At 30.4% G+C, this 14,181-nt stretch carries 12 protein-coding genes; 4 read left to right on the top strand and 8 right to left on the bottom strand.

The window, feature by feature from the left end; genetic code table 11:
- Positions 1-17: 17 nt before the first annotated feature.
- From JBL43_RS16335 to JBL43_RS16320, 4 genes are all read right to left on the bottom strand, one after another.
- Positions 18-944, bottom strand: a complete 927-nt coding sequence (locus JBL43_RS16335) for an alpha/beta hydrolase family protein (RefSeq protein ID WP_198842475.1) — start codon at positions 942-944, stop codon at positions 18-20.
- On the bottom strand, positions 941-1,450 hold the full coding sequence (locus JBL43_RS20290) for a hypothetical protein (RefSeq protein ID WP_233098812.1): 510 nt from the start codon (positions 1,448-1,450) through the stop codon (positions 941-943). Before JBL43_RS20290 ends, JBL43_RS16335 begins: the two co-directional genes overlap by 4 nt.
- 32 nt (positions 1,451-1,482) lie before the next feature.
- Positions 1,483-1,641, bottom strand: a complete 159-nt coding sequence (locus JBL43_RS16325) for a DUF4177 domain-containing protein (RefSeq protein ID WP_117884473.1) — start codon at positions 1,639-1,641, stop codon at positions 1,483-1,485.
- Positions 1,642-1,761: 120 nt separating this feature from the next.
- Positions 1,762-2,616: an SPFH domain-containing protein gene (locus tag JBL43_RS16320; protein WP_198842474.1), complete on the bottom strand. Its 855-nt coding sequence runs from the start codon at positions 2,614-2,616 to the stop codon at positions 1,762-1,764.
- 113 nt (positions 2,617-2,729) lie between these two features.
- Here JBL43_RS16320 and JBL43_RS16315 point away from each other — a divergent pair, with 113 nt between their 5' ends.
- On the top strand, positions 2,730-3,512 hold the full coding sequence (locus JBL43_RS16315) for a S1/P1 nuclease (RefSeq protein WP_198842473.1): 783 nt from the start codon (positions 2,730-2,732) through the stop codon (positions 3,510-3,512).
- 26 nt (positions 3,513-3,538) lie between these two features.
- Here the strand turns inward: JBL43_RS16315 and JBL43_RS16310 are convergent, their stop codons facing one another.
- Positions 3,539-4,621 carry a hypothetical protein gene (locus JBL43_RS16310; protein WP_198842472.1) on the bottom strand — a complete coding sequence of 361 codons (1,083 nt, stop codon included), beginning with the start codon at positions 4,619-4,621 and terminating at the stop codon, positions 3,539-3,541.
- 244 nt (positions 4,622-4,865) lie between these two features.
- On the opposite strand from JBL43_RS16310, the gene JBL43_RS16305 reads away from it, so the two are divergent.
- On the top strand, positions 4,866-5,564 hold the full coding sequence (locus tag JBL43_RS16305; protein ID WP_138949020.1) for a M15 family metallopeptidase: 699 nt from the start codon (positions 4,866-4,868) through the stop codon (positions 5,562-5,564).
- A gap of 64 nt (positions 5,565-5,628) precedes the next feature.
- On the opposite strand, the gene JBL43_RS16300 is transcribed toward JBL43_RS16305, so the two are convergent.
- Both JBL43_RS16300 and htpG read right to left on the bottom strand, forming a co-directional pair.
- Entirely contained in the window at positions 5,629-7,878 is a 2,250-nt protein-coding gene (locus JBL43_RS16300; protein ID WP_198842471.1) for an FUSC family protein, read from the bottom strand.
- A 282-nt stretch (positions 7,879-8,160) separates the two neighbouring features.
- Positions 8,161-10,089 carry a molecular chaperone HtpG gene (gene htpG / locus JBL43_RS16295; protein ID WP_198842470.1) on the bottom strand — a complete coding sequence of 643 codons (1,929 nt, stop codon included), beginning with the start codon at positions 10,087-10,089 and terminating at the stop codon, positions 8,161-8,163.
- A 178-nt stretch (positions 10,090-10,267) separates the two neighbouring features.
- On the opposite strand from htpG, the gene JBL43_RS16290 reads away from it, so the two are divergent.
- Together JBL43_RS16290 and JBL43_RS16285 are read left to right on the top strand one after the other, a co-directional pair.
- Positions 10,268-11,272 (top strand): 3-oxoacyl-ACP synthase III family protein, encoded by a 1,005-nt coding sequence (locus tag JBL43_RS16290; protein WP_198842469.1) that lies wholly within the window; start codon positions 10,268-10,270, stop codon positions 11,270-11,272.
- A 103-nt stretch (positions 11,273-11,375) separates the two neighbouring features.
- Positions 11,376-11,774 (top strand): DUF6090 family protein, encoded by a 399-nt coding sequence (locus JBL43_RS16285; protein WP_198842468.1) that lies wholly within the window; start codon positions 11,376-11,378, stop codon positions 11,772-11,774.
- A gap of 275 nt (positions 11,775-12,049) precedes the next feature.
- Here JBL43_RS16285 and JBL43_RS16280 read toward each other — a convergent pair whose 3' ends face one another.
- Entirely contained in the window at positions 12,050-14,068 is a 2,019-nt protein-coding gene (locus tag JBL43_RS16280; RefSeq protein ID WP_198842467.1) for a DUF349 domain-containing protein, read from the bottom strand.
- Positions 14,069-14,181 lie beyond the last annotated feature (113 nt).

The raw sequence follows: 14,181 nt of genomic DNA, 5'->3' as shown, positions 1-14,181 counted from the left end.
CTACTTTTTTATCAATTTTATTGATTGATAAATTTTGAAATTCCTTCGACTAATTTTTTACTAATTGGTAAATCGGCTTTAGTATAGCTGCTTATATTTTCCATTCTATCTTCACTTTCTATCAATTTAAAAACATGGTTCATGTTTTCAATAATTAGTAATTGAGAGTTTTCATCTGCTTTATGTAATAATTCAGCATCTGTAACTGGTACCTGAATATCCTTAGTCCCATTAACAATTAGAACGGGAATGTTTAATTTTTTAATTTCCTCTTGCGGATTATACTTCATCCAAGATCCCCAAAAGGGTTGCAATGATTTTCTAAAAACAGAAACCAATAACGGATTAAAATCTTCATCAATTTTACCAGATTTAATAATTCCAAAGGTCTTTTCCATATCCCCTTTAAATAGAGGAGATTGAGCTGAAACCTGTTCAATTAGTATTTTATCTATTGTTCTTCCTGCTCCCGCCAAAGAAATAAAACCATCAATACGTAATTGGCCAGCAACCATGCCCACCAAACTACCTTGCGAATGACCTGCAATTGTAATACTAGAAAACTGTGATTGATCCTTAAAATAATTTACCACGGCAATGGCGTCATTAATAAAATCATCTAAAGAAATATCTTCTTCTTTAAGCCCTTCTTTTTTTGATAAAATAATACTGCTTTTATCATAACGATAGGTAGCAATATTATTTTCTGAAAGACCTTCTGCCAATTGCATTAAGTAATTTCCTTGACCTCCGTTTCTATCTACTATTCCTGAACCAGGGATAATAATTACTAACGGAACTATGTCACTTTCAGGTGACAATAACGTACCATTAACAGTCACCTTTTCGGATGGAATATTGAGCTCCGTTGCTATAAAATTGTTTTCTTGACTAAAACTGAAAAGAATTACAAAAAAAGCAATAAATGCCAATTTTATTTTCATGCTGTAGATTTTATAATTTTAGATTTATAAACATTTAGTATACGTTCAGCTTCAACTTCCTTTTGAGTACCAATGAGCATTTTTTTTCCATTTTTTAATACAATTTGAATACCTTTATTTCCCATAACATTAAAAGCTTTTCCGCCAGTTTTAAAGATATAACCTCTGAATCCCCATCCTCCATATTCAGTTATGGCATTGTATTTTCGCACATACACCTTACTAATATCATTCCATACTATTAAATATTGCTTTCCTTGAAAAGGAGTAAAACGATAATGTATACCTTTGTCATCTATCCTCGTATGTAAAGTCATCATACGAATAAGAAGAACGACACTAGCTATCAAAATAATTGAAATTATCAAGGAAGTTTTAGCCGCAAAATCACCATCAATATCATCAGAATTTATTAAGATGGGAATAACCATAAACATTAGTAATGCAGCAATAATAGCATAAAGCCACCATTGATTAAATTTTTGTTTTTCTGTAAAAATTTTCATTTTTAAACTTTTAACTTATCAATTTCATCAAATTACCTGTTTTTATCTCTTTCAAAAACAATACGAGCGGTATGTTCTGCCAAATGACAAACTCTCCAACCTGATTGTGCATGTTGATTTAGAGTATCTTCAAGCCTTTTGTTATTACCGGTTAATCCTTGTTTCCAATTGATTACTTTGTATTCTTTCATATTATATATTTAATTAAATAACAATCCTATAATTATTAAGATTAAGGACAAAATAACCAAGGTGATTAGAAGTTTTGTTTTCTTTTTTCCAAATATAAATCCTGACATATCAAATAAATTTTATGTTAATGTTCCTGTATTTACAACGGGCGTTGCATCTTTATCAGAACAAAGTATGACCATTAAATTACTAACCATAGTTGCCTTTCTGTCTTCATCAAGATCTATTATATTTTTTTTACTTAATTCTTCTAATGCCATTTCTACCATACTCACAGCACCTTCAACAATTTTATGTCTAGCTGCCACAATCGCTGTAGCTTGTTGACGTTTTAGCATTGCATTTGCAATTTCTTGAGCATATGCTAAATAACCAATTCTAGCTTCTAACACCTCAATACCAGCCATTGCCAATCTCTCTGACAACTCCTGCTCTAAAGCTTCACTCACTTCGTTAACACTTGCTCGCAATGTAATATCTTCATCTAACCCTTCATCCGCAAAATTATCATACGGATATAAACTTGCCAATTTTCTTACTGCTGCATCACTTTGTACCCGAACAAAATTTTCGAAATTATCAACATCAAAAGCCGCTTTATAGGTGTCTTGCACTCGCCATACCAAAATGGTACTTATCATTATCGGGTTCCCTAATTTGTCATTTACCTTTACGCGTTCACTATCAAAGTTACTTGCTCTTAAAGAAATTTTTCTTTTGGTATAAAAAGGATTTGCCCAAAAGAATCCATTGTCCTTTACAGTTCCAACATATTTACCGAAAAGCAACAATACTTTTGAAGTATTAGGGTTGACTAAAAAGAAGCCAGGTAGAAGAAATATCCCTATAATAACAGCGACAATAAAGACTATATCGAAAGTTACAAAACCGTAAATACCTCCAACTATTAAAACGAGGCTTAAAAACAGCATAAAATAACCATTGGGCACTTTTATAATTTTTTCTTCTTTCATATTATTTGATTTAAAATGATATTATTTTGATATCGCTAAGATATAACATTATTTTTGATATTTACAAATAGTATCACCAATTTATTTCTTACTTTTGTAGAAACATTTTATTTATGATCTCAAAAATTTCACTTTTTATAGCCGCCCTATTTATTTCAAGTTCAATCTTTGCTAATTCTATTGAGTGGGGACCAACTGGACACAGAACTACAGGGAAAATAGCTGAAAATCATTTAAAGAAAAGTGTGCTTAAAAAAATTGACAAGTTATTAGACGGTCAAAGTCTAGCATTTGTATCTACTTATGGAGATGAGATAAAATCAGATAAAAAATATAATAAATTTTACACATGGCATTATGTGAATATGCCTTTTGATAAAACTTATGAAACCTCAGAAAAAAATCCACAAGGTGATTTGGTTACAGGTATTAATAAATGTGTCGAAGTTTTAAAAGACGATAATAGCTCAAAAGAAGACAAAACTTTTTATTTAAAATTGTTAGTTCATTTAGTGGGCGACTTACACCAACCTATGCATGTTGGTAGAGCTGAAGATAAAGGTGGAAATACAGTACAAGTGCAATGGTTTGGTAAAGGCACAAATTTACACCGCGTTTGGGATAGTGATATGATCAATGAATGGGGAATGAGCTACCTAGAATTGGCAGACAACGAACAAGACTTATCTAAAGCACAATTAAAAGCTATTCAAGCAGGTTCTGTTATTGATTGGGTAAATGAATCACACGATCTTACTAAAAAAGTCTATGCTTCTGTAAAAGTTGGTGAAAATTTACGCTACCAATATAACTATGATCACTTTAAAACTGTAAGACAGCAACTTCAAAAAGCTGGAATCAGATTAGCCGAATTGTTAAATGATATTTTTGCTTAATATATTTTAAGCAAATATTATACTAATTAAATATCATCAACTTGATTATTTCTAATAATATGAGGATTTAGATTTTCATAATTTCGGCCAACAAAACCTAAAGCACTTTTTAATATGTCACCCATATTATTTGCTTTCTTAAATTCAACATCACCAGTAAGTTCAAACAATCCTTCTATAAGTTCCGTGACCTTCTCTGGTGTTGATATTACATCTTTGCACATACAATCTAACATTTCACTCAAACGAGTGTCTTCACTTGCCGCTCTTTTTGCTAATAGCGAACGTTCTTCTAATTTATATTGGTCAATAGATTCTTGACGTAGCAAATCTAAAGTCATTTCTACCAATTTATTATTTTCCTTTAAAAACTGAGGTTTATATACTTTTGGATTCCCTTCATAACTTTGTTGATCAAAATCAATTGCCCTAATTCTATAGAGTATTCTATCAAAATCATGAGTTAGTACCATTACATAATTATATGACCGCATGTCACCCAGCAAACGCACAAAACAGCGTTCATTAAACTTTACAAACTCTTTAGCAATGGTCCTTTTATCTTGTTCTGAACATTGATCTAAATGATGTTCAATAAAAGTATCGCCTGGTATGCCAGAAATATGCTCTTCAATTAATGTATCTTTATATACTAAGAAATAAATGTAGTTTGGTGATAATAAATGCTCTAATTCTAATCCATAAATTCGAGATGCATCTGCACTCTTAACATAAAAATAAGTGTATATATCATTTAAAATATTTCTCACCTTTATCCTAAATGGTTTCGAGTTACCAAAAGTGCAAAAATCTATACTATCAATATTTAAATAGGGTATTAACGTATCGCTTCCATCTGCATTTAAAATAGTATAAATTTGCTTTAAACTAAACTCAATTTCATTACGCTCGTGTTCTGCAAAAAAAACACTAACCCATAGCGTATCATTACCATCTTCATCAAAAATCTCTATTGCTCCTTGAAAACGTAATAAATCATCATAAAAAATAGGAATCTTTATATTTCTACCATGCCTTGTCAAATAAGCAGAAAGCTTCTCTGAAATAGGAAAGCTCGGTTTTTTCTTTGACATTAATTTATGAATCATTTTATAATTTTGAAATTTTGTTAAATATAGTAATTAATAAATATAGAAATTAAGTTCTTACTTATAGTTATACTATTAATTGAGATAATATATATTTCTATGAATGGTGCATTTTAAGCTTATTTTTTAATAATAGATCTTAAATAACAAAAGCAATAGCATAACTACAGTAGTGTCATTGTATTCTTCTGTAAAATATAATGAATAGTTTTGCGTTAAACACTTAACCCAAAAGATTAAATTAATGAAAATTTCATATTTCATAAAACTTTTAACAGTGATATTACTAGTTAGTATCTCAAATCAAGTTAAAGCTCAAGAAAATTCTGGAACCTTGCCAAAAGGTTTTGTTTATGCAAAAGAAGTAATTCCTAAATTAAGAACTGATTTACGCTATTATTCTGAAAACAATTTTATTGGAAAACCTATAGATGGCTACAACAAACCCAAGTGTATTTTAACCAAAGAAGCTGCTCAAGCTTTAAAAAAAGTACAACAAGACTTTGAAAAATTAGGTTTTGGTCTTTTAGTATTTGATGCATACAGACCTCAACGTGCTGTAAATCAATTTGTAAAATGGGCACAAGACACTACAGATACTAAAATGAAAAATCAATATTATCCGAACATAGATAAAAAAGATTTATTTAAAGAGGAATATATTGCTGCTAAATCTGGTCATAGTAGAGGAAGTACGGTAGATTTAACGATTGTATCTTTAAAAACTGGACATATATTAGATTTAGGTAGCGACTTTGATTTATTTGATAAAAAATCTCATGTCAATTTTAAGAACGTAACCAAAAACCAACGGTCTATTCGATTGATGTTGCAACGCAGAATGGTAAAGCATGGATTTAAACCTCATGAAAAAGAATGGTGGCATTTTACATTGGCAAAAGAACCATACCCTGACACTTACTTTGATTTCTCAATAGAATAATAAAATAAAACAGCCGCTTTGTTAAAACGAAGCGGCTTTTTTTTATGACTAGACATAAGTATATTTATTTGACAAGCTCCTTATACTTAAATGTTGCTTTTTTAAGATTATCAGTCAAGTTCCTCAACCAAATTAGTTGATTGTATAATAAATGTGCTTCTTGCAAATTAATGAGCATCTCTTCCTTTACATCAAGTTGACCTGATTTTATTTCTTGATCTCTTTCATTAGCTAGATTTTTATAATTATCTAATAATTCTTCTTTTGCATTTTCAATATTATCGTCCTTATTAATTTTTAGTTTTTTATTCTTATCTAAAATATTACGAGCCTCTTTTAAATTATTACTTATATGTATAATAAAAACATCAAATTGTTCATTTAAAGAGGAAACTTTATGCTTTCGAATAAAACTACCTAAAGATGCAATAGCTGATATAATTGTATGATTTAAAGTAACTATATCATAAATAAGCTGATATTCTTTCTGCTTAGATTTCGGATCTTGTGTTACACGTTGAAATGCAGCATTTAATTCACTCATGGCTAAAAAAGCTTCCTTTCTTGGCATTTTATAATGTGTATTCAGTCCGTTTGTTTTGTTATATAGCTTTTGAGTTGCTAATAAATAATTATTATTTGCTTTTAAAACAGCCAAAATATCCTGATCTAAGTTCTTAAATTCCCAAAGAGGCCAAAGCACATAATTAGCAATAACTGCCAAAATTGCCCCAATTAAAGTATCTAAAACTCGGTAACCAATTACTGCAAATGCATTGGGCTGCAACAATGCATATACAAAAATGACATGGAGTGTAATAAAGGCTGCTCCAACTTTATAACTTTGTTGTATTAATGAGAATGCAAATGTTAATGATAAAACGGCTAATACCCCATAGACTATCATATTTTGGGTAGTGAAAATAATCAAAGCTGCAACAGCCGCTCCAATAATAGTTCCTATAATTCTATTCAAGGAACGCTCTTTGGTCAATCCATAATTAGGACGCATAATTACAATTAGCGTCAGAATTATCCAATACGCATTTTTTATATCTAATAAACTTCCCAATAGATAAGCAGCAACCACCGCTACACTTAACCTTAAGGCATGTCTGAATATGGTAGATTTAAAGCTTAAATGCTCTAAAATGATAGAAAACCGATATTCTTGAAGTGTAATAAACTGGCTTTCTTCTTGTTTTTTTACCGATAATTTAGAGGCGTTTTCTACATTTGCCATTACGCGTCTTATAGCCCTTATTTGATATAGCAGCTGTTGTTGATATGTGTAAATATTACGAAGTGTTAAGGCTCCTTCCCTAGCCTCAGGCAAACCTACTTCTGCAACATAATTATCAATCTCTTTATGTGCATTTGCAAAAACGTTTAGTAATTCGTTTTTTGTAGGTATTTTATCATTATTGATTATCGCTTTAGACAGCATTACTAAATGCTCCCCCATAACCACATTAACATTACTAAAGGTCTCTAAATAATTTTTTTTTGTATTGAATAAATCATCAATCTTCGAGTAATCTAACGTATTAGCAAGTGCCAACTCCAAAATATCTATCAATGAAATAAATATAAGTAGCCTTCTTTCTTCATAATGCGAACGCCCCGTTTTCCTTCTGTTAATTAAAAGAGATTCGCGAAGTGTTTCATGCTTCTCGCTAATTTTAGTCTGAAGTTCCAATATTTTCTTAAACAAATCATCATGTAAATTACGTTCCGTTAATAGTCGGCCTCGTAATTTTAAATATTCGCCTGTTAATTCTAGCGTATCTGATAATAACTTTTTTTGATCTTTTTTTGAAGAAATACGGCTTAATAGTAGCGAAATTACAAGGTACCACAAACCTCCTGTAACTAATAAACCTACATGAAACAAAATATCAATGCCATTTATATCCTTAACAGCCAAGGCCAGCACCATTGCTAACAAACCCGAAAAAGCAATTAACGAACCTCTAAAACCATAAACAGCGATCATGGCACTAAAAAAAGATAAAATTGCCAATGCTATTAATAGTACTAAAAAATAGGGTTTTGCAAATAGAATTAATAAGGTAATAATTGCAGTTAAGGAAATACTGATGAATATACCATTAACTTTTCGCTTTAAACTTCCTGGAATATCACTAGGTGCGTTTACAAAAGTACCAAAGACAATGGGAACTATTATAGCAGTCTGACCAATAGAATAAAGTATAGCGATTGGCAGTGTCACAGCAATAGTTAATACAATACCTCTGTAAAAACTAGCTCCTTTTAAAAATAACTCAATTGATTTTAACAAGTTGCCTACCATAATTAAGTGACACAAAGATAGTTTATTAGAGTGAGGATAGTTATATTCTATTTGCAAGATTGTATGCTTAAATACCCTCTGCTAACAAAATCAAGACTCTGGTTCTTTAATTTTTAATTTAGCCTAGCTACCCATAAAAAAAACCGCCTTCCGATGAATAGGAAAGCGGTTCAATATTTATAGGGTAAAACAATTATTTCATCAATTAGCTACGCTGATTAATTTCCTAAGTTCGTTTTTGTTTACGTTATTTTATTCCGAAAATACCGAACAAAAATCTACTTATTTCATCAATTCAAAACTACGTTTGATAAAACTTGTTAAATCCTTACCTTTTAATAAGTTTTGAGATAATTTTGCCAAATCTAAGGCCTGATTCACATATTCTTCTTTTTTACCTTTAGACTTAATAATCTTCTGCATTAGCTCATTATTGGTATTCACCACCAAATTATACATTTCAGGAAAATTACTCATTCCCATCATACCACCGCCACCAGTTTGGCTCATTTCTTTCATTCTACGTATAAACTCAGGTATGGTAATTATAAAAGGATTCGCATTAGAATCTAACGCTTCTAATTGCACTGTATATTTATCTTTAGGTACAATTCCTTCTACAATCTCTTTTAATTTTGTTTTCTCTTCGTCTGATAATTTTGAAATTTGTTCTTCATCTTTTTTAATCAAATTATCGACAAAATCAGAATCTACTCTTGCAAATTTTATAGGTTGTTTTTCTGCAGACAATTCAGAATTCTCACCTTCAATTTTTTGAATTAAATGAGAAATTATTGGAGAATCTAACAATAATACTTCGTAACCTTTTGCTTTTGCCTCCTCTATATAACCATGCTGCTCATCTACATTAGTAGCATAAAGCAATACAATGTTTTTATCTTTATCTGTTTGTGCTGGTTTTACTTTTTCAACCAACTCCTCAAAAGTAAAATACGTATCATCTACTGTTGGAAATAATGCAAATTTTTGAGCTTTCTCAAAGAATTTAGGCTCTGAAAGCATTCCATATTCAATAACAATTTTAATATCGTTCCATTTTTGCTCAAAACCTTTCCTATCATTTTTAAATAATGATTGTAATTTATCACCTACTTTTTTAGTGATATAGCTTGAAATCTTTTTTACAGCACCATCAGCTTGAAGATAACTACGAGATACATTTAATGGAATATCTGGAGAATCAATAACACCACGTAACATTTGTAAAAACTCAGGAACAATACCTTCTACATTATCCGTTACAAACACCTGATTTTGATACAATTGAATTCTATCTTTTTGCACATCTAAATTGGTAGTCAACTTAGGGAAATACAAAATACCTGTTAAATTAAAAGGATAATCTACGTTTAAATGAATGTGAAACAATGGTTCTTCAAATTGCATTGGATACAACTCTCTGTAAAAAGATTTGTAATCTTCATCTTTTAAATCGGCAGGTTGTTTTGTCCAAGCAGGGTTCGGGTTATTGATAATATTATCAACCGTAATTTGCTTATGTGGTTCAGTTGTTTCTTTACCGTCTTTATCCTTTATTGTTTTAGGTTCAAACGTAGGGTCATTTATTTCTTTGGTACCAAATTTAATTGGTACAGGCATAAACTTATTGTATTTCAATAACAATTCACTAATTCTGTTTTCTTCTAAAAATTCAGTAGAATCATCAGCTATATGCAATATAATTTCTGTTCCTCTGTCTTTTTTCTTAGATTTTGTCAATGTAAATTCAGGAGAACCATCACAAACCCAATGTATAGCACCTTCTTCCTCTACATGTGATTTTGTAATAATTTCTACTTTTTCTGCTACCATAAAAGCAGAATAAAATCCAAGTCCAAAGTGACCTATAATTCCTGAATCTTTGGCAGAATCTTTATATTTTTCTAAGAACTCTTCAGCCCCAGAAAAAGCAACTTGATTTATATACTTTTCAACCTCTTCTTTAGACATTCCCACCCCATGATCGATAATATGTAATTTCTTACCTTCTTTATCAATTTTAACTTCAATTAGCGGGTTATCATAATCAACTTTTGTTTCACCAATTGTAGAAAGGTGCTTAAGTTTTAGAGTTGCATCTGTAGCATTCGATATTAATTCTCGTAAAAATATTTCATGATCAGAATACAAGAATTTTTTAATTAACGGAAATATGTTTTCAACTGAAACATTAATTTTTCCTTTTGCCATAATATGTAAGTTTTAAATTATTTTTATAATAGTAGTTAGCTATAGTCAAAAAAAATACCAAGATCATTAAAATGACAAGATGGCAGGTGAAAAATTATAATTACCTAAATCTCGAATATTAAATAATTAATGATTCAATTAGATTACTTATCTTGCATAGTATTAAAAAACAATAAACATGTACAATTCAAAAATTACAGGACTAGGTTTTTACGTTCCTGAAAATATTGTCACCAATGACGATCTTTCAAAACTAATGGATACAAATGATGAATGGATTCAAGAAAGAACGGGTATAAAAAGAAGACGGTGGATTCCTGAAGACAGTGACCTTACCTCAGCAACAATGGGTGCTAAAGCTGCCAGAATCGCCATTGAACGTGCAGGTTTAACTAAAGATGATATTGATTTTATTGTATTTGCTACGTTAAGTCCTGATTACTATTTTCCTGGTTGTGGAGTTCAAATACAAGATATGCTAGACATGCCTACCATTGGTGCAATTGATATAAGAAATCAATGTTCAGGGTTTGTATATGCTCTATCAACTGCTGATCAGTTTATAAAAACAGGTATGTATAAAAACATATTGGTTATTGGATCTGAATACCATTCTAATGGTTTAGATAAATCTACTCGAGGAAGAGGGGTTTCTGTCATATTTGGAGATGGTGCCGGAGCTTGTGTTTTATCAAGAACAGAAGATAACACTAAAGGTATTTTGTCATCACATTTGCATAGTCAAGGAAAATATGCAGATAAATTAATAGTAAAATCACCGAGTATAAAACATTGGATACCTGAAATTTTAGCTTCTACTGAAGAGGATACTTCCTATTATCCATATATGGATGGTACTTTCGTTTTTAAAAATGCAGTAGTTCGCTTTAGTGAGGTAATTATGGAAGGTTTAACAGCTAACAATTTGACAGCTAAAGATATTGATATGTTTATTCCGCATCAAGCCAATTTACGTATTTCACAGTTTGTTCAGAAAAAATTTGCATTAAGTGATGATCAAGTCTATAACAATATAATGGAATACGGAAATACGACTGCCGCATCTATTATTATCGCCTTAGCTGAAGCCCATGAAAAAGGTAAAATTAAGGATAATGATTTAGTAGTATTAGCTGCCTTTGGTAGCGGGTTTACTTGGGGCAGTGTAATTATAAGATGGTAATAGAAAGTCAAAAATTAAATCTCAAACGACAAATTCCAAAAAATCGAAATACAGTTATTATTAATAAGGTTACCGAATTCTCGGGAATGACATATTAAACATTATGCCTAATTTTTTTAGAAAAAATATTCCAAAAACAATAACCTATGTTTTAGGTGAAATTTTGATAGTGGTACTAGGTATTTTTATAGCTGTTAATTTAAATAACTGGAATGAAAACAGAAAAGAGAAGCAAGAAGTAAATAAGGTTTTAAAGGCAGTTTATAACGATTTACAAACTGAAAAATACATAATGGTAATGTGGAAAAATTATTTAAACCACAGTATCGATTATCTTACTCAAGTTACTACAAAAGAAGCGATTCATTTAGATTCCTTAGCTATTTATCTTGATAGTGAATTCTATCATGCAAAAATGAACTCTGCATACATAAACTTAAAATCAGGTGGCAATTTAAACACTATATCCAGTGACACCTTAAGAAGTGCTCTAACAGGGTGATATGAAGCGGGCTATGATTCTTTCGATGCTTATTCAAAATCACATAAGGCTTTTATTTATAATAACGTTCGCCCTTATATTCTTTCAGAGTTTTTAATAGATAAAAATAATCTAGCAGATACAGTAATTGTAACACAAAAATTAAAAGACAACCTATTATTAAATTTAATAAACTCTCAAATATCTGCTAATCACAAAATAAATAATCAATTATTAGATACTGTTAATATAAGTACCGTCGTAAAATATGTAAAAAAAGAATTAGATAAATCCGATTAATAATCTAGACTGGTTATATAATTTAATTTAGTTTTCCAGATTTCTAATTGCTTGTTCGTATTTTCAATATTATCTTTTACCCCTTTTAAAAGCGGACTGTCAGCATCTGCATTTGCGAAAAAGCCCATGTTATTCTCCAATTGTTGAATTTCTCTAGTAACTTCATCTATTTTCTTTCTTACAAAAAGCTGCTCACTGTCAAGCTTTCTATAATTGTTTGTTTCTACATAACTATTCACCATATTCTTAAACTTTAACATGGCAATCTCTTTCTCATCTAGGTCTAACTTACCATAAAGTGAATTTAATGTTTTATTAAATTTCACTTCAATATGATGCATATTATGTGGTAAACTGTCTAACTTATTCCAATCTTCAATATAAGAGTTAATCACCGCTAAGCTTACTACTTCATTTTCATCGGCTTGACTTTTAAGATTATCAAGCATTTCTTTCTTTTTATTAAAAGCTTCTATTTGCTCTTTATTTGCTTCGTCTTGCTTACCGTGTAATCTGTCAAAATAATGATTACAAGCATCTTTAAATTGTTTCCAGATTTTATCAGAAAATTTTCTTGGTACATGTCCAATCGTTTTCCATTCCGCTTGAATCTCTTTCATAACTTCAGTGGTGGCATCAAAATCTTCACTATCTTTAAATGATTCTGCCTTCGCTACTAAAGCATTCTTTTTTTCTAGGTTACTATTTTGCTCGTTCTTTATATTTTTATAATAGCCATTCTTAAGCTTATTAAATTTTCTAGTTGAATCTTTAAATTCATTCCAAATCTTGTCATTTACATTTCTAGGTACTTTACCAATTTTAAAAAATTGCTGTCTTAGTTCCTCTAATTCTTTTATCTTTTGCTGCCAATACTTATGAGAAGTATTACTACTATCTTCTATTAAATTGGAAATTTTTTCAATAACTTCTCTTTTCTTATCTACATTTTCCTCATACTTAGACTCTAATACCTTCTGATGCTCATGTCTTTTCTCATGAATTTTCTTTGTTGCATTGCTAAAACGATCCCAAATTTCTTCACGATGTTCTCTGGCAACTGGGCCAACTTCTTCTTTCCATAGCCTATGTAATACCTGTAATTCTTTAAAGGCTACATTTAAATCAGTCATTTCTGCTAATTCCTCAGACCTTATCGCTAATTTTAGCTTTTCTTCTAAATTATGCTTAAAATCAAGATCTCTTAAGTCATTACTTAAATGTAATAAATCATAAAACCGCTCAACATGATGTTCATAAGTACGCCAAGTATCATTGTATTGGGCACTAGGAATTCTACCTACACCACGCCATTTTTCTTGAAGCTCCTTAAAATGAGCATACATTGTAGAGGGTTCTGCATTATCAATAAGTTCTTTTAAATCTTCAATTAAAGTCAATCGTTTTGCTAAATTGTCTTTTTGTTCACTCGCCTTATCGGCATAGAACGCTTCTCTTTTTGTTTTATACTCAAAAAGTAAATCATTATAGGCAGATTTTATAGGCGTGCTATAATAGAAATCAATTTCATTACCTCCATCTGCTATAAACGCTTCTTTCTTTTCAGCCAATAGTTGACCAAATTGTTTATTAAAATTCTTTTTTATGGTATCAACATCAGTTTTGATGCTTGTTATATTGTCAGTTTTTAATAGTTTCTGAAGTTCTTTAACCAGTTGCTCTAAATCTAATGTATCAAGACTTACTACTTCTTTTGCCTCTTCCTCTTCCTTATCTTTTGTAGTTTTAGACACCATAACCTCGTCATCTGAAACAGTTTCTTCTTCTAAAGCTTCCGTTTTCACCTCTTCAGATTCAACTTTTTTGTCTTCAATTTCTATTGACTCCGTTTTCTCATCAACAACTGTTGGGCTTTCTATTTTTTCAACTTCCTTTTCAGAAATAGCTTCTACAACTTCTTCTGTTTCCGGATTCTCTACATTTTCTGTAATTGCCTCGGTTTCTTTTTCCGTTGATTTATCGCCTTCTGTACTATTTGATTTATCGTCTAACATTATTTTAATGTTTAAGGGTTCCACTTTTAAAACTAAAAGTTTTTAAAGATAGTAATAGGATTGACAAAATGCAAACCTATTTATATATTTAGATACAATATTTTTTGTTTGGT

The sequence above is a fragment of the Aureibaculum flavum genome (assembly GCF_016406085.1).
Classification (GTDB): domain Bacteria; phylum Bacteroidota; class Bacteroidia; order Flavobacteriales; family Flavobacteriaceae; genus Aureibaculum; species Aureibaculum flavum.
The sequence above is the reverse complement of the archived record's forward strand: the minus strand, read 5'-3'. Positions and strand labels throughout refer to the sequence as shown.

Bases quoted from the DNA above. Each gene is read 5' to 3' on its own strand.
- JBL43_RS16335 (WP_198842475.1), bottom strand. From the start codon at position 944: ATGAAAATAAAATTGGCATTTATTGCTTTTTTTGTAATTCTTTTCAGT.
- JBL43_RS20290 (WP_233098812.1), bottom strand. From the start codon at position 1,450: ATGAAAATTTTTACAGAAAAACAAAAATTTAATCAATGGTGGCTTTAT.
- JBL43_RS16325 (WP_117884473.1), bottom strand. From the start codon at position 1,641: ATGAAAGAATACAAAGTAATCAATTGGAAACAAGGATTAACCGGTAAT.
- JBL43_RS16320 (WP_198842474.1), bottom strand. From the start codon at position 2,616: ATGAAAGAAGAAAAAATTATAAAAGTGCCCAATGGTTATTTTATGCTG.
- JBL43_RS16315 (WP_198842473.1), top strand. From the start codon at position 2,730: ATGATCTCAAAAATTTCACTTTTTATAGCCGCCCTATTTATTTCAAGT.
- JBL43_RS16310 (WP_198842472.1), bottom strand. From the start codon at position 4,621: ATGATTCATAAATTAATGTCAAAGAAAAAACCGAGCTTTCCTATTTCA.
- JBL43_RS16305 (WP_138949020.1), top strand. From the start codon at position 4,866: ATGAAAATTTCATATTTCATAAAACTTTTAACAGTGATATTACTAGTT.
- JBL43_RS16300 (WP_198842471.1), bottom strand. From the start codon at position 7,878: ATGGTAGGCAACTTGTTAAAATCAATTGAGTTATTTTTAAAAGGAGCT.
- htpG (WP_198842470.1), bottom strand. From the start codon at position 10,089: ATGGCAAAAGGAAAAATTAATGTTTCAGTTGAAAACATATTTCCGTTA.
- JBL43_RS16290 (WP_198842469.1), top strand. From the start codon at position 10,268: ATGTACAATTCAAAAATTACAGGACTAGGTTTTTACGTTCCTGAAAAT.
- JBL43_RS16285 (WP_198842468.1), top strand. From the start codon at position 11,376: ATGCCTAATTTTTTTAGAAAAAATATTCCAAAAACAATAACCTATGTT.
- JBL43_RS16280 (WP_198842467.1), bottom strand. From the start codon at position 14,068: ATGTTAGACGATAAATCAAATAGTACAGAAGGCGATAAATCAACGGAA.